The organism is Methylobacterium sp. 17Sr1-1, from assembly GCF_003173775.1.
In the GTDB taxonomy this organism is placed as follows: domain Bacteria; phylum Pseudomonadota; class Alphaproteobacteria; order Rhizobiales; family Beijerinckiaceae; genus Methylobacterium.
This window is the reverse complement of sequence record NZ_CP029552.1, coordinates 5,213,679-5,236,097: the sequence shown is the minus strand read 5'-3', so window position 1 is coordinate 5,236,097 and position 22,419 is coordinate 5,213,679. Positions and strand designations below refer to the sequence as shown.

Here is a 22,419-nt window from a genome sequence, read left to right as displayed (position 1 = left end):
CCACTTGTCCGCTTCGCCACGCCAAAATCCGCGCCGGCCGCCCCGCACAAGTTGAAGCCCGATCTGCCGCGGTGTGCTCTTCGAAGAGGCAGCCCGTCCATGAAAGTCGTCGTCGTCGAGTCGCCCGCCAAAGCCAAGACGATCAATAAATACCTCGGCAGCGACTACGAGGTGCTGGCCTCGTTCGGGCATATCCGGGATCTTCCGGCGAAAGACGGCTCGGTCGATCCCGAGCAGGACTTCCATATGCTGTGGGAGCTGGAGGATCGCGGGGCGAAACGCGTCGCCGAGATCGCGAAAGCGGTGAAGGGCGCCGACACGCTGATCCTGGCGACCGACCCGGACCGCGAGGGCGAGGCGATCTCCTGGCACGTGCTGGAGGCGCTGCAGGCCAAGAAAGTGCTGAAGGACGTCGCCGTCGAGCGCGTCACCTTCAACGCCATCACCAAGGACGCGGTCGCGACCGCGATGGCCCAGCCGCGGGCGATCGACCAGGCGCTGGTCGACGCCTACCTGGCGCGCCGGGCGCTGGATTACCTCGTCGGCTTCAACCTCTCGCCGGTCCTGTGGCGCAAGCTGCCGGGGGCCCGCTCGGCCGGCCGCGTGCAGTCGGTGGCGCTCCGCCTCGTCTGCGACCGCGAGCGCGAGATCGAGACCTTCAAGCCGCGGGAATACTGGTCGATCGTCGCGACGCTGAAGACCGCGAACGGCGCGGTGTTCGAGGCGCGCCTCGTCGGCGCCGACGGCAAGCGGATCCAGCGCCTCGACGTCGGCACCGCCGAGGAGGCCGAGGCCTTCCGGCGCGACCTGGAACTCGCGACCTTCACGGTCGCCTCGGTCGAGGCCAAGCCCGCCAAGCGCCATCCCCAGCCGCCCTTCACCACCTCGACCCTGCAGCAGGAGGCCTCGCGCAAGCTCGGCCTCGCCCCGGCCCAGACGATGCGGGTGGCCCAGCGCCTCTACGAGGGCGTCGAGATCGGCGGCGAGACCGTCGGCCTCATCACCTACATGCGGACCGACGGCGTCGACATGGCTCCCGAGGCGGTCGCTCAGGCCCGCGAGGTGATCGGCGCCGAGTACGGCGACGCCTACGTGCCGGGCGCTCCGCGCAAGTACAGCGTGAAGGCCAAGAACGCGCAGGAAGCCCACGAGGCGGTGCGCCCGACCGATCTCAGCCGGCTGCCCAAGGAGGTCGCCCGCTTCCTCGATCCGGAGCAGGCCAAGCTCTACGAGCTGATCTGGACCCGCACGGTGGCGAGCCAGATGGAATCGGCGGAACTCGAGCGCACCACGGTCGAGATCGCGGCCCAGGTCGGGCCGCGTCGCATCGATCTGCGCGCCACCGGCCAGGTGGTGAAGTTCGACGGCTTCCTCACCCTCTACCAGGAGGGCAAGGACGACGAGGAGGACGAGGAATCGCGCCGCCTGCCGCCGATGCGCAAGGACGACGCGCTGACCCGCGAGCGCATCGCCGCGACCCAGCACTTCACCGAGCCGCCGCCGCGCTACTCCGAGGCGAGCCTGGTCAAGCGGATGGAGGAGCTCGGCATCGGCCGGCCCTCGACCTACGCCGCCGTGCTCCAGGTCCTGCGCGACCGCGAATACGTCAAGATCGACAAGAAGCGCCTGGTGCCGGAGGACAAGGGCCGGATCGTCACCGGCTTCCTCGAGAGCTTTTTTCGCCGCTACGTCGAGTACGACTTCACCGCCGACCTCGAGACGCAGCTCGACCGCGTCTCGAACGCCGAGATCGACTGGCGCGCGGTGCTGCGCGACTTCTGGCGCGACTTCTCCGCGGCGATCGCCGGCACCAAGGAACTGCGCACGACGGAGGTGCTGGAGGCGCTGAACGGGCTGCTCGCCGAGCACATCTTCCCGGCCAAGGCCGACGGCTCGAACCCGCGGGCCTGCCCGAACTGCGCCAGCGGCCAGCTCTCGCTCAAGCTCGGCAAGTTCGGCGCCTTCGTTGGCTGCTCGAACTATCCCGAGTGCAAGTACACCCGCCAGCTCAACGCGACAGGCCTCGACGGCGACGGCGAGGGGGCCAGTGAGGGCGGCCAACCCGGCGTGCGGGTGCTCGGCGACGATCCCGAGACCGGCCTGCCGGTCACCCTGCGCGACGGCCGCTTCGGCCCGTTCCTGCAACTCGGCGAGGCCTCGGCCGAGAAGGGGGCGGAGAAGCCGAAGCGCTCCTCCCTGCCCAAGGGTCTGTCGCCGTCGGCGGTCGATCTCGAGAAGGCCTTGAAGCTCCTCTCGCTGCCGCGCGAGGTGGCGCGCCACCCGGAGACCGGCGAGCCGATCCTGGCCAATATCGGCCGCTACGGTCCCTACGTGCAGCACGGCAAGACCTACGCCAATCTCGGCAAGGACGACGACGTGCTGGAGGTCGGCGCCAACCGCGCCATCGACCTGATCGTCCAGAAGGAGCAGGGCGGCGGGCGCCCGGCGCAGGATCCCGGCCGGCTGATCGGCACGGCGCCCGACAGCGGCAAGCCCGTCACCGTCAAGGCCGGCCGCTACGGCGCCTACGTCACCGACGGCGAGATCAACGCCACCCTGCCGAATGGGGCCGATGCCGAGGCGGTGACGCTCGACGAGGCCCTGCGGCTGATCGCGGCCCGCCGCGAGGCTGGGGGTGGGACGAAGAAGAAGGCGGGCGCGCGCAAGGCCCCGGCCAAGGCGTCGGCCGGCAAGACCGCCGCCGGCAAGGCGAAGGCTGCGGCGAAGGGCGAGACGGAGGCCTCCGGCGACGAGGCCGCCGAGGCGAAGCCGAAGTCTGCGGCGCGCAAGACCCCGGCTAAGAGCGCTGCCGCCAAGCCGGCCGCCAAGAAGGCTCCGGCGAAGAAGCCGGCGGCGAAGAGCGCGGCCGGCGAGTAGGGTGCTGCGGCCGAGCGCGTGACCCCTGCCCCTTCTTTGTGGGACTGTCCGGGGAAAAGAACGGCGCGGGCATTCCCCTCTCCCCGCGGGCGGGGAGAGGCCTGAGCTCCGAAGGGGCTCAGGGAGCAGCGAACCCAAGGTTCGCTGCGAGGGTGAGGGGGTGTCTCCGGATAAGACTCCTCCGGAAACACCCCCTCACCCTCGCTTCGGCCTTCGCCTGCGCTCACTTCATCGACGACAAGGTCGATGAAGTCCTCTCCCCGCCCGCGGGGAGAGGGGGAAACCCGCGCCGTTCCTTCTCACGGACAGCCCTGCCACAGAGGAGGAAGGGTTGGGCGTCACGCCCTACCCTTCCGAAAAGTCGTCCTCCCCCTCCTCCCGCAGCCCGTCCAGCACATCCAGGCAGCCCTGCAGGATGTAGGCGGCGGCCAGCTTGTCGACGAGTTCGCCGCGGCGCGCCCGGGAGGCGTCGGCCTCCAGCAGGGTGCGGGTGACGGCCGCCGTCGACAGGCGCTCGTCCCAGAACAGGACCGGCAGGGGCAGGATCGGCTTCAGGTTGCGCACGAAGGCCCGGGTCGATTGCACCCGCGGGCCCTCGCTGCCGTCCATGTTGAGGGGCAGCCCGACCACCAGCCCGCCGACCCCGTGCTTTGTCGCGATCCCCGCCAGGGTCGCCGCGTCGGGCGTGAACTTGACCCGCTTGATCGTCTCCAGCGGCGAGGCGATCCGGCGCTGCACGTCCGAGAGGGCGAGCCCGATGGTCTTGGTGCCGAGGTCGAGCCCGAGCAGGCGGGCGCCCCCGCGCGACTCGGCCGCGAAGGCTGCGATCGTCTCCCGGTTCACGGCCGGCCTCCGCGCGTTAAGTAGGCGGTGCCGGCCCCGCCCCGCCGCAGCGTCCGGGCGGGCTGCCGCCGAGTCCCACACCGAAAAAATCCTCGCCCGGAGACCATCCGATGCGCATCACCTGGTTCGGCCATTCCACCTTCCGCCTCGATTTCGGCTGCGCTCACGTGTTGATCGATCCGTTCTTCAGCGGCAACCCGGCCTTCGAGGGCGACCGCAAGGCGGCGACCGAGGGCGCGACCCACATCCTGATCACCCACGGCCACGGCGACCATGTCGGCGACACGGTCGAGATCGCCGCCGAGACCGGTGCCAAGGTCGTCACCAACTACGACCTGTGCATGTGGCTGTCCTCGAAGGGCGTGACGCAGTTCGAGCCGATGAACACCGGCGGCACGGTCGATGTCGGGGGCTTCAGGGTCAGCCTGGTGCGGGCCGACCACTCGGCCGGCATGAGCGAGGCCGGGGTGACGGTGCCGCTCGGGCTGCCGAACGGCGTGATCGTGCGGGCCGAGGGCGAGCCGACGGTCTACCACATGGGCGACACCGACATCTTCGGCGACATGGCGCTGATCCAGGAGATCTACCGCCCCGATGTGCTGATGGTGCCGGTCGGCGACCGCTTCACCATGGGGGCGGAGACCGCGGCGCTCGCCGTCACGCGCTTCTTCAAGCCCAAGGCCGTGATCCCCTGCCACTACGGCTCCTTCCCGATCGTCGATCCGAGCGCCGACCGCTTCGTCGCCGCCATGGACGGCAGCGGCGTGCAGGTGATCGTGCCGCACAAGGGCACCGCCGTCACGGTGCAGTAGAACCAGGGCGGCCGCCCTCCGCCGGGGCGGCCGTCGCGCCGCGCCGCGGCCGGCGGCGTTAAGGTTAACGAAAGGTTGACATGGCGGGGCGGGGCCGGTGGGATTAACCAGGCGTTAACCTGTCGTCTCCCTTCACCGAGGTCGCCCGTGGCTGCCGACATCCTTCCCTTCGCGCTCGCTCCCGGCCGGCAGGAGCCAAGCCCCGCCGACGGATCGGCGCCGCGGATCCCGGGTGCGACGGCCCTCGACCGCGACGGGAGCGTCCCGACCGATGCCGCGCCCCGCCGGCGCGTGCCGGCGGACGCGATCCTCGCCATCGGCCGCGGGATCCGCCCTGCCGCGGGCCGCCCGGACGCGGCCCCCGCGCCCGTGCCGGCGCGCCGGCGGATGGAGCGCAAGCACAAGCTGATGCTGGTGACCGCCGCCGCGGTCCTCTACTTCGGCGGCTCGGAGGCGCGCCGCCACTTCAAGCCCCGGGCGGTGCTGATCGAGGTGCCGAACGCCCGCACCAACGCCATCGCGGCGCTGCCGCTGCGGATCCCGACGGCCTGACCCTCCGCCCGTTGCGGCAGCGCGAAAGCCGGTGCTATAGCGCCCCGCGGCCGTGACCCGGCCGCCGGGCCGTGTCGCGCCCGGTCTCCCGCTTGTCCGAACGGAGTGCCCATGTCGGTCGACGCCAAGACGGTCCGGCGCATCGCGCACCTGGCGCGGATCGCAGTCACCGACGAGGAGGTGGCACCGCTCCAGGACGAGCTCAACGCCATCCTGTCCTTCGTCGAGCAGCTCGACGCGGTCGACGTCTCCGGCGTCGAGCCGATGACCTCGGTGACCCCGATGGCGATGAAGAGCCGCGAGGACGTGATCACCGACGGCGGGCATGCCCGCGAGATCGTGTTCAACGCACCTCTGACCGAGGACAACTATTTCGTGGTGCCGAAGGTCGTCGAGTAGGCTCGGCTCCGAGCAACCTCGACCTGCAGACCCCTTTCAGCGCACCCATGGCGGCCGACGGGCCGCGACAGGACGGACGATCGTGAGCACCAAGCCGGCAGAGCTGACCGACCTCACCCTGGCGCAGGCCCGCGACGGCCTGCGGGCGAAGGAGTTCTCCGCCCGGGAGCTGGCGCAGGCCCATCTCGACGCGATGGAGAAGGCCCGCCTCCTCAACGCCTACCTGCTCGAGACGCCCGACCGGGCGCTCGCGATGGCGGAGGTCGCCGACCAGAAGCTCGCCGCCGGCGAGGCGCGGCCCCTCGAGGGCCTGCCGCTCGGCATCAAGGACCTGTTCTGCACCCACGGGGTCGCCACCACCGCGGGCTCGAAGATCCTCGAAGGCTTCCAGCCGCACTACGAATCCACCGTCAGCCACAACCTGTGGCGCGACGGCGCGGTGATGCTCGGCAAGCTCAACCTCGACGAGTTCGCCATGGGCTCGTCGAACGAGACCAGCGCCTACGGCCCGGTGATCTCGCCGTGGCGGCGCCAAGGTGCCGACGGCAAGCTTTCCGACGCCAAGCTGGTGCCCGGCGGCTCGTCGGGCGGCTCGGCCGCCGCGGTCGCGGCCCGCCTGTGCCTGGGCGCCACCGCCACCGACACCGGCGGCTCGATCCGCCAGCCGGCGGCCTTCACCGGCACCGTCGGCATCAAGCCGACCTACGGCCGCTGCTCCCGCTGGGGCACCGTCGCCTTCGCCTCGTCCCTCGACCAGGCCGGGCCGATCGCCCGCACGGTGCGCGACACCGCGATCCTGCTCACCTCGATGTCCGGCCACGACGACAAGGACACCACCTCGGTCGACATCCCGGTGCCCGACTTCGAGGCGGCGGTGAATCGCGGCGTCAAGGGCCTGACCATCGGCATCCCGAAGGAGTACCGGGTCGACGGCATGCCGGCCGAGATCGAGCGGCTGTGGCAGCAGGGCGCCGATTGGCTGCGCGACGCCGGCGCCAAGGTGGTCGAGGTCTCGCTGCCGCACACCAAGTATGCCCTGCCGGCCTACTACATCGTGGCGCCGGCCGAGGCCTCCTCGAACCTCGCCCGCTACGACGGCGTCCGCTACGGCCTGCGCGTGCCGGGGCGTGACATCGTCGGGATGTACGAGGCGACCCGCGCCGCCGGCTTCGGCCGCGAGGTCAAGCGCCGGATCATGATCGGCACCTACGTGCTCTCGGCCGGCTATTACGACGCCTATTACGTCCGGGCCCAGAAGATCCGCACGCTGATCAAGCGCGACTTCGAAGAGGTCTACGCCTCGGGCGTCGACGCGATCCTCACCCCCACCACCCCGTCCGCCGCCTTCGGCTTCGGCGAGAAGGCGAAGGCCGACCCGGTCGAGATGTACCTCCTCGACGTGTTCACCGTGACGGTGAACATGGCGGGCCTGCCCGGCCTCGCGGTGCCGGCGGGGCTCGACGCGCAAGGCCTGCCCCTCGGCCTCCAGCTCATCGGCCGTCCCTTCGACGAGGAGACCCTGTTCGCCGCGGGCCAGGTGATCGAGGAGGCGGCGGGCTGCATCGCCCTGCCGCAGGCGTGGTGGGCGTGAACCACCCGACCGTCCCCTACTACCCGCCCTCCGTCTGGATCCTGGCGGCGTTCGATCCGGTCCTGATCGGGCTCGCGCTCTACCTCGGCTGGAAGGCGGACCAGTTCGGCAAGGTCGTGCTCGTCGCGATGATCGCGCTCGTCGGCTCGGTGCTGGTGTCGTGGGTGCTGACCGGGATCGGCGTGCCGTGGCCGGCGCCGATCGGGCGGGAACTTCCGACCTTCTTTCCCGTGCGCACCGGTGCGGCGCTGATCTACGCGATCATCGGCTACACCGCCCGGCGAGCCATCGCGCCGCGCGCTTGACGCGCTTGACCGGCTGGCGCCACCCTTCCTACTAGACTCAACCTACCCCCCCTCTCCCGTGTGGGAGAGGGGCTGGGGGTGAGGGTGCTACGGTTCAGTGTAAGTCGCTGACCGTTGTGCTGGCAGCTCAACGCCGAGTGCTCGACTTAGAACCGTAGCACCCTCACCCCCGGCCCCTCTCCCACACGGGAGAGGGGAGAATCGCTTGAGAGACCAGACCCTCATGAACGCTCCCGTGAACCCCAAGAAGCTGATCAAGGGCGCGCTGGGCGACTGGGAGGTGGTGATCGGCATGGAGATCCATGCCCAGGTCACCAGCCGCTCGAAGCTGTTTTCCGGCGCGCCGACCGCCTTCGGGGCCGAGCCGAACGACAACGTCTCGCTGGTCGACGCCGCGATGCCCGGCATGCTGCCGGTGATCAACCGCGAATGCGTCGCGCAGGCGGTGCGCACGGGCTTAGGCCTCAAGGCGCAGATCAACCACCGCTCGGTGTTCGACCGGAAGAACTACTTCTACCCGGACCTGCCCCAGGGCTACCAGATCAGCCAGTACAAGAGCCCGATCGTCGGCGAGGGCGAGGTGCTGGTCGACCTGCCCGACGGCGAGAGCATCCGGGTCGGGATCGAGCGCCTGCACCTCGAGCAGGATGCCGGCAAGTCGCTGCACGACCAGTCCCCGACGATGAGCTTCGTCGACCTCAACCGGTCGGGCGTGGCGCTGATGGAGATCGTCTCGAAGCCGGACCTGCGCTCGTCGGAGGAGGCCAAGGCCTACGTGACGAAGCTGCGCACCATCCTGCGCTATCTCGGCACCTGCGACGGCGACATGGAGAAGGGCAATCTCCGGGCCGACGTGAACGTCTCGGTGCGCAAGCCCGGCGACCCCTTCGGCACCCGCTGCGAGATCAAGAACGTCAACTCGATCCGCTTCATCGGCCAGGCGATCGAGGTCGAGGCGCGGCGCCAGATCGCGATCATCGAGGATGGCGGCACGATCGACCAGGAGACCCGCCTGTTCGACCCGAACAAGGGCGAGACCCGCTCGATGCGCTCGAAGGAAGAGGCGCACGATTACCGCTACTTCCCCGATCCGGACCTGCTGCCGCTCGAATTCGACCAGGCCTTCGTCGACGGCCTCGCCGCCGGCCTGCCGGAGCTGCCCGACGCCAAGAAGGCCCGCTTCATCGACGCGTACGGCCTCTCGCCCTACGACGCGACGGTGCTGGTGGCCGAGCGTGCGTCCGCCGACTACTTCGAGGCGGTGGCCAAGGGCCGCGACGGCAAGATCGCGGCGAACTGGGTCATCAACGAGCTGTTCGGCCGCCTGAACAAGGAGGGCAAGGGCATCGAGGACAGCCCGGTCTCGGCGGACCAGCTCGGCGCGATCGTCGACCTCATCGGCGACGGCACCATCTCGGGCAAGATCGCCAAGGACGTGTTCGAGATCGTCTGGAGCGAGGGCGGCGACCCGCGCCAGGTCGTCGAGAGCCGCGGCCTGCGCCAGGTCACCGATACCGGCGCGATCGAGGCGGCGATCGACCAGATCATCGCGGCCAATCCCGACAAGGTCGAGCAGGCCAAGGCCAAGCCGACCCTGCTCGGCTGGTTCGTCGGCCAGACCATGAAGGCGACGGGCGGCAAGGCCAACCCGGCGGCGGTGAACGCGCTGCTGAAGGCGAAGCTCGGGATCGAGTAATCGGCCTCACCCTCCCCGCGTGAACCCTCCCCCGCAGAGGGGGAAGGGTTCAGGAGGGTGCGCCTCGTCCCGCGACGGATCGCCCTCGTCGCGCAGGCTCCCTTGCCGGCTCCGCGTCCGGCTCCGTACCCTCGCGAGCGGCCCACCGGCTCGATGGTCGGGCGGCCGTCCCTCCCGCGAGGCCGCATGCCCGACCTGTTCAGCCCCTTCACCCTCAAGGACGTCACGCTCCGCAACCGGATCGCGATGTCGCCGATGACCATGCACCGGTCGGTCGACGGGGCGATGGGCGACTACCACGTCATGCTCTACGGCTCGCGGGCGGCCGGCGGGTTCGGGCTCGTCTTCCCCGAGCAGATCGCGATCACCCCGGAAGGGCGCACCACCACCGCCTGCGCGGGCATCTGGGACGACCGGCACGTCGAGGGCCTCGCCCGCGTCACCCGCATCATCCGGGAGATGGGCGGGGTACCGGCGATCCAGCTCGGGCATACCGGGCGGAAAGGCAGCGAGCAGAAGCCCTGGGAGGGCAAGCTGCAACTGCCGCCGGACCATCCCGACGGCTGGCAGCTCAAGGCCCCCTCCCCGATCTCCTACGGCGGCCGCTACACCTACCCGGTCCAGGAACTGACGGTCGAGGAGATCGCCGGCATCCACCGGGCCTACGCGGAGGCCGCCCGCCGGGCCGTCGAGGCCGGGTTCGAGTGGCTGGAGATGCACTTCGCCCACGGCTATCTCGGCGCGAGCTTCTTCTCGCCCCTCGCCAACCAGCGCACGGACCGATACGGCGGCAGCCTCGACAACCGGCTCCGGTTCCACCTCGAGGCGCTCGACGCCGTGCGGGCGGTCTGGCCGGAGCGCCTGCCGCTCACCATGCGGCTCGGCTCCGACGACCTCCACCCGGACGGCGTGCAGTTCGACGAAGCGGTGGTGGCGGTCGGGCGGATGAAGGCGCACGGCCTCGACCTCGCCGACCTGTCGATCGGCTTCAACACCGACGCGATGACCGATCCGCCCTTCGCCCGGATGTCGTTCATGGTCGAGCGCGGCACGCGGGTGCGACGCGAGGTCGGGATCCCGGTCGGGGTGAGCTGGAATCTCGGCCTGCCGGCAGTGGCCGACCGGGTGATCCGCGACGAGCTGATCGACCTCGTCTTCCTCGGCCGGCCGGCCCTGTCGAACCCGCACTGGCCGGTCTGGGCGGCGCGGGAGCTGGCGCATCCCGACCCGTTCGCGCTGGTGCCGGAGGATTGGGGCTGGTGGCTGCGCAACTTCCGCGCCCACGAGGCCTGCATCGGCTGGCCCGCCCCGGGGGCGGTCACCGCCTAAGTGATGCGCGGCCGGGACTCGCGGAGCGGGTCCTGGGACCCCGTCCGGGCGGTCCGGCAGACGGGCGACGTCGCGCATGAGAGCAGCGTTTTACAGGATGATTTTCCGGAAATTCCTTCGCTCTCGCGTGATTTTTTAGTCGTTCCGACCGGCTCGCCTGATATTTTTTCGAGAGCCTTGCACTCTGTCGCAAACTGAATTAAATATCTGGAATCGATTGTTGGCCTGATTACCGAGCCTCTCCGCCGCGTTGTCGCCGGCGCATGCTCTGCCACTCGCTCCAAATCCGTCGATTGATCCGAGTCTTGGCGCTGCCGACGGCGTGCCGAGCTCCACCATGCGCTTGCAGATTATGGATACGACAATGACCATCGGCACCGTGAAGTGGTTCAACGTCCAGAAGGGTTTCGGCTTCATCCAACCGGATGACGGCGGCAAGGACGTGTTCGTGCACATCTCCGCCGTCGAGCGGTCGGGCATGCAGACCCTGTCGGAAGGACAGAAGGTCTCTTACGAGATGGAAACCGACCGCCGCAGCGGCAAGCAATCGGCCGGCAACCTGCGCGCCGCGTAACGCTCCGGTACCGGGATGCGGATGGTTTCGTCCGCATCTCCCGCCCTGCGCCACGGCGCAGGCCTGACCTCCATCGGATCACTTGAGTGAATTTCACGTTCAGTTCGCATTCCACCGGCGCGGCGATCGAGCCCGCGACCTTCCAGGTGCAGCAGATCTGGCAGCAGGTCGACGACCAGAGCCACGACGTCAGCCACCTGATCGACCGGACCTACCGTTATCATTCCGTCCGGGAACTCCATTGGCACCTCGCCGACCGGTTCTCGCGCCCGATCCGCTCCGTCGCCCTGAGCCGGGTCTGAGCGATGGCCAAGTTCAAGGAAGCGTCCAAGTTCAAGGAAGCGTCGCTGGGCGACCGGCTGGGCTCGGCCGCGGCGGCCCGGAACGGCGCGCTCGCCCGGTTCCAGGCGCGGCCCACCGAGGACGACCCGGCCTTCGCGGCGCGGCGCGCAGTACGCCAGGCGATCACCGCGGCACGGACCGTCCGACTGGCCGAGCGCGAGGCCGAGCGGACCGCGCTGGAGGCCGCCCGGGTGGCGCGCGAGGCCGAGGCGCAGGCCGCGGAGGCGCGCCAGCGCGAGACCGAGGCCGCCGAGGAGGCGGAACGCGCCGCCGAGGCCGTGCGGACGAATGCGGCGCTCCAGGCCGATCAGAAGGCTGCGCGCGACGCCCGATACGCGGCCCGCAAGGCGCGCCGTCGCGGGTGAACGGCGCCGCGTCGCCGGATGTCGGAAGGAGTGGCGCGATGTCACACAAGTTCAAGCTGAACCAGCGCGTGCGGATGCTGCGGACCGGATCGTCCGTCAGCCTTGCCAGCGACATGGATGCCTTCGAGGTCGTCCGGCTGATGCCGGAGGACCGCAGCGGAGAGGCCGCCTATCGCATCCGGTCGCGGATGGGCGAGCGCGCCGTGCGGGAGAGCGAGATCGTCGCCCTTCCCTGATGCGGCAGCGGACCGTTGAGGCGGTCCGCTGCGCCTGTCGATCGAAGACCTGACGTCAGTTGCAGCCTTCCTTGTGCACGGTCTTCGAGTTGCCCATGCCGTCCTCCTTGTGGACGGTCTTGGAGCCGCAATCGACGCTGCCGGTGGTGATGTCGCGGTGCTCGACGACGCCCTCGCGATGCTCGACCGCGATGCCCGGCGCCCGGTCGCGATGGATCACGGTGGTTTCCTCGGCCATCGCCGAGACCGAGAACCCGGCCAGGACGAGCGCGGTCGCACCAGCTGTGAAGACTGTCCGCATCGGTGATCTCCCTAGTTCATCTGGCGCTAACAACTTCGTCGCAGCAGAAAGGGTTCCGGCTTTCCGGGGCCGTCGGCGCGCCGAATAGCCTGGTAGGACAATCATCCTCATCGCACGGCCCGGAGGATGCAACCGCGCCCCGGCGCGGATCATCGATAGACTATCGACACCGTGCGTGGCGCGCGTGTTCGTGGCGCGCTCGCAACAGGGGTGAAACCTTGTCGGCGTGCCGGCAATAACGCGCTGCGCCTCGTCGTTTGTCCTTAGGGTCTGCTTGGGTGCGCCGATCACATTTACATCACCCGCGTCATCCCGGGGCCGCGGAGCGGAACCCGGGATCCATAACCGCCGACGGTTGAGAACGAAGCGGAAGACGTCCCGACCCATCCGGGAGCGTCAGCGGTTATGGATCCCGGGTTCCCGACTGCGTCGAGTCCCGGGATGACGTGGTGAGTTGTCGGTGTGCGTGCAGGATCGATCGACGTAACCGCTCGAATGCGCTCTGCGTGTTCTTACGGCCGAAGCTTGGATTCGGGCCGCGACGCTCTCGCCGCACAGGGTCATTCCGGGGCCGCGCAGCGGAGCCCGGAATGACGAGGTGGGTGTCAGTTCCGCCGATGAGAGACCTAAATCCGGGGCTGACTTCCTACAGATAGCTCAGCACCGGATGCCGCCCCCGCCGCTTCAGCCCCACCATCCAGCGGCACGCCCCGTAGAGCGGCAGGCTGAGGAGCGCCGCGATCAGCCAGAGCTGCGCCGGCGACCCGGCCTCGACCCTCCCTGACATGCCGGCGAAGCCGAGGGCCAGCGCGAGATGATGAAGCCCGCGCAACAGCCAGAGATGGACGACGTAGAAGAACAAGGGCGTCCCCCCGAACACCCGCAGCCAGGCAAGGCGCGCGGCCGGCAGCGCCTCGAACAGGGCGAGGAGCCAGAGCCCGAGGCCCAGAGTGAGCAGCAGGAAGCAGGCGGAGGGCGGGTACTTGGTGAGATTGAGGAAGGACAGGACCGTCGCCCCGATCGTCGGGCCGGCCTGCCAGGGCACCGGCTCGCCGTAGCCGTCGAGCCCCCGCAGCACCAGGAACCCGGCGAGCGCCGCCGCCCCGAGGGCGAGGAGCCGGCGCCGCCGGGCATCGGGATCGAGGGCGAACCACGGTCCGAGGGCGTAGCCCGCCGCCGCGACGCCGATCCAGGGCAGTACCGGATAGGAGGTGCGGGCCACCCCCCAGGGCAGGTCGATGAGGCCGCGCTGGTGCAGGATCGACCACGGCACGTAGCCGGCCTGGCCCGGCGCCAGCACGATCCCGTCGAGGAGGTTGTGGCCGAGCATGATGACGAGGGCGACCGCCGCCAGGGCGGGGCGCGGCAGCCGCAGCAGGCCCGCGAGCGCGACCATGCTGAGGCCGATGGCCCAGATCACCTGCAGGTAGAGGACCGGCGGCAGGAGCCGGCCCGTCCAGGCGAGGTTCACGAGCGTGACCTCGAGCCCGATCAGGAACAGGCCGCGGGTGAGCAGGAAGCGCGAGGCCGCGCCCGTGCCGTGCTTGCCCGCGTAGAGGCAGGCCGAGAGGCCGGTGAGCAGCAGGAAGACCGGTGCGCAGAGATGCGAGGTCAGCCGCGTCGCCACCAGGTCGGGGGCAGTGACCGCGAGGTCCATCGGATCGCGGAGCTGGGCGTGCAGGAAGACGGTCTCCCGCACGTGGTCGACCAGCATCAGCAGCATGACGAGGCCGCGCAGGGCGTCGATCGCGCCGATGCGCGGGGCGGTCGTGGGCGTAGATGTGGACGCTGACGTCATGATCCGGTCTCGGCGGCGAGGCGGGCGAGGAGCCGGCGCACGTCCGGCGGCGTCCAGATCGGGCCGCCGCGGGGCTTGCGCACCCCGCGCCGGGTCAGCGAGGCGGCGATGCCCTCGGGGGTCCCGCCGGTCTCGGCGGCGATCACCGCCAGGACCGGCGCGAGGTCCCGGCGGTAGCGCCGGGCGCGGGCGGCGGCGGCATCGCGGCCGGCATCGCCCTTGCGGAGAGCCACCATCAGAACCGCACCGACAGGGTTCCGGTGAACCGGCGCGGCGCTCCCGGATAGACCCGGAGCGCGCTGAGCGAGCTTTCGTAATACGTGGTGTCGAACACGTTCTCGACGTTCAGGCCGAACCGGACATTCTCCCAGCGGTAATAAGCGAGGGCATCGACCGCGATGTAGCCCGGCAGCCGGAAGCTGGCATTGGCGTCGCCCGCCCGCTCGCCGACGGCGCGCACGCCGCCGCCGAGGCCGAAACCCTTCCACGGGCCCGCCTGCACCTCGTGGACCGCGAGCAGGCTGCCCGAATGGCGCGGCACGTTGATCAAGGGCGCGCCGACCGGCAGCACATTGTCCTTGGTGATCACCGCGTCGGCGAAGACGTAGCCGGCCAGGACCTTGATCTCCGGCGTGATCTGGCCGGACGCGGTGAGCTCGAAGCCCTGGCTGCGGACGCCGCCGGCGGCGAGGGAGAAGCCGGAATTGTTGGGATCGGCGGTCAGCACGTTCTGTCGCTCGACCCGGAAGGCGGCGCCGGTGAGGCTCAAGGCGCCTCCGAACAGGTCGAGCTTGGTGCCGACCTCGTAGCCGAGGCCGCTCTCCGGCGCGAAGGGAGCACTCCGTGCCGCCGCGAACGCGTCGGGCCCGGTATTCGGCCGGAAGCTGGTGCCGACATTGGCGTAGAAGGAGAGCGCCTGTAGCGGCTGGTAGACGAGCCCGGCCCGGGGCGAGGCGGCGAAATGGGTCTGGTCGGTCTGGAGCCCGGTGGTCCGCTCCCGGAACGACTGCTCGAAGACGTCGAAACGCGCGCCGACGAGCGCCTTCCATTCCGGGGTCAAGCTGATCTGGTCCTGGGCGTAGAAAGCCGTGTTGGTGACCTGCTCGAATCCGTTGGTCTGGAAGGCGAAGGGCGGCAGCGGCCGGCCGTAGACCGGGGCATCAATGTCGAGGGAATAGGGCGTCTGGCGGAAGCGCGAGCGGACCTGCTGGTAGCGGGCATCGGTGCTCTCGCGCTCGACACCGAGGAGCAGGGTGTGGCCGATCCCGGCGGTGTCGAAGCGTCCGACCAGCTCGGCCTGGCCGATCGCCACGTCCCAGCGGTAATTGCGCAGGTTGCGGTCGCGCAGGACGGTGCGGTTGTCGGCGGCGATCCCCCTCACCTCCACCGCCTCGCCGGTCAGCGCGCCGGTGTTGAAGTAGGTCGCGAGCCGCATCTGCCAGTCGGCATCGAAGCGGTGGTCGACCCGCACCTGCATCGTGTCGCTGGATTGATGGATGCTCTGGCCCGGCTCGCCGAGGAAGCGGGAGATCGGCAATGCGCCGAGCTGCCCGTTGATCGCCACGATGCCGCGGTCGAACACCGCGCGGTTGCGCAGAAATTCGGTCTCGACCGTCACCCGCGTATCGGGCGTGACCTGCCAGCTCACCACCGGGGCGACGAGGAGCCGGTCGCCGTCGACGAAATCCCGGAAGCTGCTCTGGCGTCCAGCGGCGAGGTTGAAGCGGTAGAGGAGCGTGCCCTCCTCGTCGAGGCTGCCTCCGGCATCGACCGTGCCGCGGGCCTGTTCGAACGAGCCCCAGAGCCCGCCCATCTCGACGAAGCGCTCCCTCGTCGGCTGCTTGGTGATGATGTTGACGAGGCCGCCCGGGTCGCTGCGGCCGAACAGGCCGCCGCCGGGGCCCTTCAGCACCTCGATCCGCTCGATGTTCTGGGTGTCCTGCTGGGGCGGGAACCCGCGGGCGAGGGGAAATCCGTTCTTGTAGATCTCGGCCGTGGCGACGCCGCGCACGGCGTAGCCGAGGGGCGAGAGCCCGCCGAAATTGTTCTGCTGCACGATGCCCGGCGTGTAGGCGAGGACCTGCTCGGCCCGCGTCGCCGCCAGATCGGTGATGACCTCGCGGGGGGCGACGGTGACGACCTGCGGCACGTCGCGCTGGGGCGTGTCCGTCTTCGTGCTGCTGACGGCGCGGTCGGCGCGAAAGCCCGGGGTCGGGCCGACGAGGCCGATCGTGCCGGCGGCGGTGGTCGGCAGCACCGGCAGGCTCGGGCCCGGCACGGGCGGGCGCGGGCCCTCCACCACGACCTCGTCGAGGGCGATGGTCTCCTCGGCCCGGGCCTCGGGCGCCGCGGCGCCGAGAGCGAGCGCGGTCGCCAGGGTCGCACCGTACCGACGCCGGTGGGGCGCCGGGTGAGCGGACGGAACGCTGGGGGACGGCGGACGGCGTTTCACGGAGCGTACTCGACTGTTGCCGCGCGACGCGATCCGGGCGAGCGGCAGGCTGAGTCCGCGCGTCCGCGCGGCGCATGCCCGAGCGCTCCTCCGGGCCGTACCGCCCGCGGGACGTGACCGCGCCAGACGGCGCGCGCTCAAGGCAGGTCTCCTGGCTCGCGGATCGTCGGACCCGCCTGGCCTTCCCGGTGCAGGCGCACCAGTGGCCGTCGGCGGCGGGACCTCTCCGCTCACAGTTGCGGGGGCAGCCTCGGCTTCGTCCCGTCAGGACTCACCGAGTTCCCTCTTCGCCCGCGGGCTCGCGCCCCAGGAACCTTGGCGGCACCATCCATGGCAGCCCGCCCACCGGGGAGCAACATCCAGAAACGCAATGTAATAATGTTGCGATCGCTGTGGCTGCGGGATCACACTGTCCGGCAGGGCCTCCCGGCCCTACTCCCCGCGCAGGAAGGCCGCCGTCGCGGGGTGCAGCCACGCCGCCGGGACGGCGTCCTTCAAGTCGCGCGGGTCGCTCGGCCGCTCGTGCGGCAAGAGCCGGGCGAGGGCCGGCTTCGCCTTGTCGATCGCCGCGACGAGGCGGGTCACCGCGGCCGGGTCGAGGCCGGGCCGGCCGAGAACGAAGCTCCACGACCCCACCGTCTCGATCGCCGCGTTCTGGCCCGGGAAGGTGCCGGGCGCGACGGTGATGCGCCGCAGGGACGGGCTCGCCGCCAGGATCGCCGGGATCGCCGCCGCCGAGGGGCCGAGGAAGCGGGCGCCGCCCGGCGCTTCGGCCATGGTCCGGAAGCCCGGCCAGCCGGTGCCGCCGCCGAACAGGGCCGCGGCCCGTCCGTCGCGCACCATCGCCGGGCCGTCGCCGGCGTGCTCAAGGAGGATCGGGCGGATGTCGTGCTCGGGGTCGATGCCGGAGCCGCGCAGCACGGTTCGGCCCATGGCGGTGAGCCCGGAGCTCTTCGTGCCGAGGGCCACCATTTGCCCGCGCAGGTCGTCGATGCGCGTCACCGGGCTCCCCGCCGGCACCACGAACAGGCCGGGTGCGGCGTAGACCGGCGCGACCACCGTCACCGCCGGTGCGCCCTGGCCTTCGAGCGCCTCGTAGGCGTACTCGCCCTGGACGAGGCCGAGATCGACGTGGCGATCGCGCAGGAGGACTAGATTCTCGGTCGAGCCCTTGCTGGCGCGCAACTCCAAGGTGAGATCCGGATCCACCTCCCGGAGCGCCGCCGCCAGCGCCTCGCCATAGGCCGGAAACCCGCCGCCGGGCGTCGCGGTGGCGAGGACGAGGCGTAGGGGTTCGGCGGCGCGGGGGGCGGGGATCGCGGTGAGGAGGGCGATGCAGGAGGCGGCGATCAGCCAGGGTTTCAGCATTGCTTGGTGTCCTGCATTCTCTCGACGACTCTGCACCCCGCCATGTCATTCCGGGGCCGCGCAGCAGAGCCCGGAATCCAGACGCTCAGGTGATACAGGATGAAGCGAAATGTAATCCGCATTCTTCTGCAAAACCTGCGGTTCTGGACTCCGGGCTCCGCTGCGCGGCCCCGGAATGACGTGGCGGATGGAAAAATGTCGTGGAGCGATGTCTCAATTCGCCGGCACTGGCGCCGCCGCCTTTGCGGGCGCCACGTCCGGCTGGAGCAGCGAGACGGTGATCGCCCGGGTGACGTGCTCGGCCATGCAGCGATAGCCGAGATCGGCCAGGCGGAAGCCGGCGCCGGACTGCGCCGTGTCGCCCCGCGATTCGCCTTTCAGCGCGCTGATCGCCCGCGTGGCGAGGTAGCGCATCGCCTCGTAGCGCTGGACCAGGGGCACCTGCGCGCGCTCGGCGACTTTCTGGATCGCCTGGACGAACTGGCGGTAGTAATCGTCCTTGGCGAGGCTCGCGGTGTATTGCGGATCGACCAGGACCACGTCGATCCCGTGCGACTTGATCCAGGCCACGGTCTCGGCCAGCGACTGCGAGAAATCCTCGATGTCGACGCGGGCGAGCGCGTCGTTGCCGCCGACCTGCCAGACCACGAGGTCGGGCTCGATCTCCGCCACCTGGTTGCGCAGGCGCTCGGCCGCCCCGAAGGCGATCTCGCCCGACACGCCGCGGCTCTCCACCGTCACCTCGATGTCGGGCAGCGAGCGGGTGAGCGCGTCCTCCAGGCGAACCGGGTAGGTCGCGGCGGTGCCGATGCCCCCGGAATTGGAGCCGATGGTCAGGACCTGGACCGCACGGTGCTCGACCAGCGCCTTCTTCACCGCCTTGAGCTTGGCCAGGGTGTAGAGCTTGGAGCCCGGCACCCGGCACTCGGGCGAGAGGCTGGGATCGGGCGCGTCCAGCCCCGGCGCGGTGGCCTGGAGCGCCGGGATCTCGGCATGCGCCGGCTGGGCCGGTTGAACCTGTCCGGGTTGCACCGGCGCGGGTTGGGGCGTCGTCGACTGCGCCTGCACGGCGAAGCCGAGGCACGAGACCAAGGCGAGGCTCACGCCGCCGAGGAGGGACGGGGAGAGCGAGAGCGCCATTCGACGAACCATGCCGTGAACGAGAGTGAGGCCAGCCCGCATCCTACGACGAATATGTCCGTCGCGAAACCTCCCCCGCTCCAGAAACGAATCAGCTGTGCACCGAGGCTGGCGACCGAGCCGACCGAGAACACCGCGAGCGAATTGCGCCCGAGGCCGGCGAGCTGGCGGGTGAGCCAGCGCGCCCGCGGCTGAACGAGGCCGAACACCGCCTGGAAGGCGAGGAGCACGCCGAGGAAGTGCACGAGGCGCGCCGGCGACAGGTAGGACTTGTCGAAGATGAAGAGCAGCCGCGGCTCCGGCACCGCCAGGGGGTCGGGCCGCAGGTTGAACCAGGACAGGACCGCGCCGACGATCACGATGACGATCCCGAGCGGCATCAGCTTGCGGCGCCACGCCAGGAACCGCTCCGAGCTGCGCCGCCACTCGTGCGCTGCGAAGCCCAGCACCAGCAGCAGCTGCCAGCACAGCGGGTTGAAGAACCAATGCCCCTCCACCGGCCAGCTCGGGATGTTGATCTCGAAGACCAGGCTCACCGCGTAGAGCAGGGCCGAGATCCCGACCGCGAGGCCGAGATGCACCCGCGACAGCAGCACGAAGGCCGGCGCCAGGCCGAGCAGCACGACGTAGAGCGGCAGGATGTTGAAGAAGCCGAGCTGGTGCAGCAGCGTCACCCAGCCGACGGTGGCCTGGATCGGGTCGCTGAAGATCGGCCCGGCATTGTGCCACTCCACCAGCAGCGGATTGTCGAGGTAGAGGGCCGCGCCCGCCAGCATCGCCAGCGCGATGGCGGTGATGACGAGCTGCGCCCGGTACACCTCGACCATGCGCGAGATCAGCCGCAGCACCGTGCGCAGGGCCGGCTCCGGCACCCCGTCGCGCCCGCGGGTGGCGATGCCGATCGACCAGCCGGCCAGGAACACGAACAGCTCGGCCGCGTCAGAGATCCCGTACTGGGAATAGGTGTAGTTCTGGAAGACGTTGCCCGGGATGTGGTTGATGAAGATCGTGATCAGGGCGATGCCGCGCCAGAAGTCGACCGCATTCGGTTCACGCATGAGGCTCGTGGTCCCTTTTGCCGGCCTGCGGACGTCCCCGGACCGATGGGGAGTGCCTGTCGTCGTTGAATTTAGCGCATGAGGAGGCCACCGCGCATCTCCCGCGCGGCGGCCGGCCGGGATCGTGGAGGGCGCCCTGCCCTACTTCACGATCCGGTCGAGGCGGTTGTTGACGAAGAAGTACAGCTCCTTCGCGCCGGGCTCAGTGTAGAGCACCTGGACCTCGCGCTGGCCCCGCCCGCTCTCGCCGACGAGCACGTCGGTCGGCGGCTTGCCCTTCAGCCGAACCAGTTCGCACTCGGCGATGCCGGGAGCGATCCCGGTCGCGGTCGCCGGGACCGATCCGGTGCAGCTGCCGTCCGGCGCCAGGACCGGGCCCCAGGCCGGGGCGGGCGGCGGGGGCGGCTTGACCGGGGTCGCGAGGTTCACCGGCGGGGCGGCCCGGTCGGTGCTGCTGCAGCCGGCCAGAGGCAATGCCGCCGAGGCGAGTCCCATCAGGGCGATCCCGATCACCGTCCGCCGCATCGTGCCCCGCCCGTCATCGTCCGTCGTTGCCGCCCTGCCGCGCGGCCAGGGCCGTCTCGTAGAGGCGGAGCGCGTCCCCGCGCAAGGCCGCCCGCGAGGCTTTGCGGAAATAGAACATGTGGCCGCCGGGATAGACCGACAGGGAGAGGCGCGTCTCGCGGCCGTAGGGCGGGATCTGGTCGAGGATCAGCTTCGAGGCGAAGTAGGGCGTGACGAGGTCGGTGTAGCCGTGGGCGACGAGCACCCGCATCGCTCCGTCGAGGGCCAGCGCCTGGCGCAGCTCGCTCACCACCTCCGGCGGCGAGCGGCCGCCGCCCCAGTTCCAGCCGCCGTTGACCGCGTTGCTGAGGAGCTCGTAGCGCAGGTTCGGCACCCGCCAGTTCAGGGTGCGGGCGGTGAGATCGACGATGGCGCTGGTGAGCGGCGCCTGCATGGCGGAGAGGATCGGATCGACGAACCGGCCCGACGCCGCGCTCGGGTCTGGGTCCCAGCCGGTGACGCCGGTGTCGTAGGCGCTCGACACCCGCCCCGACTCGCGGTCGGCCTCGCGCTGATAGCTCGATCCGGCGACCCGGCCGGCCTGGCGGCGCACGAGCGCAGGATCGAGCCCGGTCAGCGCCGCGACGCGCTCGGTCATCCGCCCGGTGGCGGCGGCATCGGCGGGCCCGCGCAGGAGGTCGGCGAGGTAGGGCCCGGCGGCGTAGGCCTCGGCCTCCTGCATCCGGGCGGGGTCGGGCGTCTGTCCGCGCCGCTCCAGGCCGGCGGCGGCGAGCGAGGGCAGCCGCGTCACCGCGCCGAGGGGGTTGTGCCGCGGCGGCTGGAGATAGCCGAAATCGAGCACGGGCGAGAGCAGCACCAGCCCCGAGAGACCGACGCCGACATCGTCCTGGAGCTTGCGGGCGATCAGCGGCCCGCGAAAGCCGCCGTAGCTCTCGCCGAGGAAGAATTTTGGGGAGGCGAGCCGGTCGTTGGTGCGCAGCCAGCGGGCGATGGCGGCCGACAGCACGGCCGCGTCGCTCTCCACGCCGTAATAGCGCTTAGCCTCGTCGCCGGCGGCGCGGCTGTAGCCGGTGCCGACGGGATCGATGAAGACGAGGTCGGTGAAGTCGAGCCAGGTCTCGTCGTTCGGGACCGCCGTCGGCGGCATCGAGGGGCTGATGCTCGGTCCGTCGAGCGGCAGGCGCCAGGGCCCGACCGCCGCGAGGTTGAGATAGGCCGAGGCCGCGCCCGGCCCGCCATTGATCGCGAAGGTGACCGGCCGCCTGCCCGCCTCGCGCTCCGGCAGGGTGAAGGCCGTGAAGGCGATCTCGGCCTGGAGCTTTCCGGATTCGTCGACCAGCGGCAGGCTGCCGGCGACCGCGGTGAAGCTCAAGGAGCGGCCGTCGGAGAGGGTGAGGCTGTGCTGCGTCGTGGCGTCGGGCGGCAGGCGCCGGCCCTCGGGCTGGCGGGATTCCTGGCGGTTCTCCTGACGGGCGGGCTGCGCCAGCAGCGGTGACGGCCCGAGCAGCAGAGCGGCCGCGAGCGCGAGGATGCGGGTCGTGAGGTAGGTCATGACGTCTCCTCGCGGGCCGGGGCCCTGGTTCATCCAAAGGTCCCCGCTCCCTCTCCTTTGAAGATTGGGCGCGGGTTCCCCCTCTCCCCGCGGGCAGCAGGGCTGTCCGGGGAAAGGAATGGCGCGAGTTTAACCCCTCCCCCCTCTGCGGGGAGGGTGGCCCCCGCGTCAGCGGGGGTCGGGAGAGGGGAACCACGCTTCAGGATAAGACAGAGCCGTTCTGACGGGCGCCAACCTGGATCAGCGTCGCGCCGCCCCTCTCCCGCCCGGCTCCGCCGGGCACCCTCCCCCGCAGAGGGGGGGA

22 protein-coding genes and 1 riboswitch are annotated in these 22,419 nt (G+C 70.5%); of the genes, 12 read left to right on the top strand and 10 right to left on the bottom strand.

Annotated features, from left to right (window positions below; translation table 11 throughout):
* The first annotated feature begins 99 nt into the window (after nt 1-99).
* On the top strand, nt 100-2,877 hold the full coding sequence (gene topA / locus DK412_RS23795; RefSeq protein WP_109973982.1) for a type I DNA topoisomerase: 2,778 nt from the start codon (nt 100-102) through the stop codon (nt 2,875-2,877).
* A gap of 345 nt (nt 2,878-3,222) precedes the next feature.
* Here the strand turns inward: topA and ruvX are convergent, their stop codons facing one another.
* A complete protein-coding gene (ruvX, locus tag DK412_RS23790) occupies nt 3,223-3,720 on the bottom strand; it encodes a Holliday junction resolvase RuvX (RefSeq protein WP_109973981.1) in 498 nt (165 codons plus the stop codon).
* A gap of 110 nt (nt 3,721-3,830) precedes the next feature.
* On the opposite strand from ruvX, the gene DK412_RS23785 reads away from it, so the two are divergent.
* The 11 genes from DK412_RS23785 to DK412_RS23735 all read left to right on the top strand — a co-directional run bounded on the left by DK412_RS23785 (nt 3,831) and on the right by DK412_RS23735 (nt 11,921).
* Entirely contained in the window at nt 3,831-4,532 is a 702-nt protein-coding gene (locus DK412_RS23785; RefSeq protein WP_109973980.1) for a metal-dependent hydrolase, read from the top strand.
* 147 nt (nt 4,533-4,679) lie between these two features.
* A complete protein-coding gene (locus tag DK412_RS23780) occupies nt 4,680-5,084 on the top strand; it encodes a hypothetical protein (protein ID WP_109973979.1) in 405 nt (134 codons plus the stop codon).
* A 111-nt stretch (nt 5,085-5,195) separates the two neighbouring features.
* Complete coding sequence (gatC, locus tag DK412_RS23775; protein WP_048429481.1) at nt 5,196-5,483, top strand: Asp-tRNA(Asn)/Glu-tRNA(Gln) amidotransferase subunit GatC; 288 nt, start codon at nt 5,196-5,198, stop codon at nt 5,481-5,483.
* 82 nt (nt 5,484-5,565) lie between these two features.
* Entirely contained in the window at nt 5,566-7,074 is a 1,509-nt protein-coding gene (gatA, locus tag DK412_RS23770) for an Asp-tRNA(Asn)/Glu-tRNA(Gln) amidotransferase subunit GatA (protein ID WP_109973978.1), read from the top strand.
* Nucleotides 7,071-7,379: a hypothetical protein gene (locus DK412_RS23765; RefSeq protein WP_109975456.1), complete on the top strand. Its 309-nt coding sequence runs from the start codon at nt 7,071-7,073 to the stop codon at nt 7,377-7,379. Before gatA ends, DK412_RS23765 begins: the two co-directional genes overlap by 4 nt.
* Before the next feature lie 223 nt (nt 7,380-7,602).
* The gene (gatB, locus tag DK412_RS23760; RefSeq protein ID WP_109973977.1) at nt 7,603-9,075 is read left to right on the top strand and encodes an Asp-tRNA(Asn)/Glu-tRNA(Gln) amidotransferase subunit GatB; all 1,473 of its coding nucleotides are present in this window, start codon (nt 7,603-7,605) and stop codon (nt 9,073-9,075) included.
* A gap of 186 nt (nt 9,076-9,261) precedes the next feature.
* Nucleotides 9,262-10,404 (top strand): NADH:flavin oxidoreductase, encoded by a 1,143-nt coding sequence (locus tag DK412_RS23755; protein ID WP_109973976.1) that lies wholly within the window; start codon nt 9,262-9,264, stop codon nt 10,402-10,404.
* A gap of 364 nt (nt 10,405-10,768) precedes the next feature.
* Nucleotides 10,769-10,978: a cold-shock protein gene (locus DK412_RS23750; protein ID WP_093568437.1), complete on the top strand. Its 210-nt coding sequence runs from the start codon at nt 10,769-10,771 to the stop codon at nt 10,976-10,978.
* An 86-nt stretch (nt 10,979-11,064) separates the two neighbouring features.
* Nucleotides 11,065-11,280 carry a hypothetical protein gene (locus DK412_RS23745; protein ID WP_109973975.1) on the top strand — a complete coding sequence of 72 codons (216 nt, stop codon included), beginning with the start codon at nt 11,065-11,067 and terminating at the stop codon, nt 11,278-11,280.
* 3 nt (nt 11,281-11,283) lie between these two features.
* Nucleotides 11,284-11,685: a DUF6481 family protein gene (locus DK412_RS23740; protein ID WP_204165433.1), complete on the top strand. Its 402-nt coding sequence runs from the start codon at nt 11,284-11,286 to the stop codon at nt 11,683-11,685.
* A gap of 38 nt (nt 11,686-11,723) precedes the next feature.
* On the top strand, nt 11,724-11,921 hold the full coding sequence (locus tag DK412_RS23735) for a hypothetical protein (RefSeq protein ID WP_109973974.1): 198 nt from the start codon (nt 11,724-11,726) through the stop codon (nt 11,919-11,921).
* A 55-nt stretch (nt 11,922-11,976) separates the two neighbouring features.
* On the opposite strand, the gene DK412_RS23730 is transcribed toward DK412_RS23735, so the two are convergent.
* The 9 genes from DK412_RS23730 to DK412_RS23690 form a co-directional block, all read right to left on the bottom strand.
* On the bottom strand, nt 11,977-12,222 hold the full coding sequence (locus tag DK412_RS23730; protein ID WP_109973973.1) for a hypothetical protein: 246 nt from the start codon (nt 12,220-12,222) through the stop codon (nt 11,977-11,979).
* A 646-nt stretch (nt 12,223-12,868) separates the two neighbouring features.
* The gene (locus DK412_RS23725; RefSeq protein WP_109973972.1) at nt 12,869-14,020 is read right to left on the bottom strand and encodes a heparan-alpha-glucosaminide N-acetyltransferase domain-containing protein; all 1,152 of its coding nucleotides are present in this window, start codon (nt 14,018-14,020) and stop codon (nt 12,869-12,871) included.
* The gene (locus tag DK412_RS23720; RefSeq protein ID WP_109973971.1) at nt 14,017-14,256 is read right to left on the bottom strand and encodes a hypothetical protein; all 240 of its coding nucleotides are present in this window, start codon (nt 14,254-14,256) and stop codon (nt 14,017-14,019) included. The genes DK412_RS23725 and DK412_RS23720 overlap by 4 nt, the downstream gene beginning before the upstream one ends.
* Complete coding sequence (locus DK412_RS23715) at nt 14,256-16,397, bottom strand: TonB-dependent siderophore receptor (RefSeq protein WP_109975454.1); 2,142 nt, start codon at nt 16,395-16,397, stop codon at nt 14,256-14,258. The genes DK412_RS23720 and DK412_RS23715 overlap by 1 nt, the downstream gene beginning before the upstream one ends.
* Before the next feature lie 198 nt (nt 16,398-16,595).
* A riboswitch (cobalamin riboswitch) is annotated at nt 16,596-16,805 on the bottom strand.
* A gap of 99 nt (nt 16,806-16,904) precedes the next feature.
* Nucleotides 16,905-17,840, bottom strand: coding sequence for a TAXI family TRAP transporter solute-binding subunit (locus DK412_RS23710; RefSeq protein WP_109973970.1), 936 nt, complete (start codon nt 17,838-17,840; stop codon nt 16,905-16,907).
* Nucleotides 17,841-18,053: 213 nt separating this feature from the next.
* Nucleotides 18,054-18,980, bottom strand: a complete 927-nt coding sequence (locus DK412_RS23705; protein ID WP_109973969.1) for an SGNH/GDSL hydrolase family protein — start codon at nt 18,978-18,980, stop codon at nt 18,054-18,056.
* Nucleotides 18,941-20,038, bottom strand: a complete 1,098-nt coding sequence (locus DK412_RS23700) for an OpgC domain-containing protein (protein WP_109973968.1) — start codon at nt 20,036-20,038, stop codon at nt 18,941-18,943. The genes DK412_RS23705 and DK412_RS23700 overlap by 40 nt, the downstream gene beginning before the upstream one ends.
* 141 nt (nt 20,039-20,179) lie before the next feature.
* Entirely contained in the window at nt 20,180-20,563 is a 384-nt protein-coding gene (locus DK412_RS23695; RefSeq protein WP_109973967.1) for a hypothetical protein, read from the bottom strand.
* Between the two features lie 13 nt (nt 20,564-20,576).
* Complete coding sequence (locus DK412_RS23690; protein ID WP_109973966.1) at nt 20,577-22,115, bottom strand: peptidase S10; 1,539 nt, start codon at nt 22,113-22,115, stop codon at nt 20,577-20,579.
* Nucleotides 22,116-22,419 lie beyond the last annotated feature (304 nt).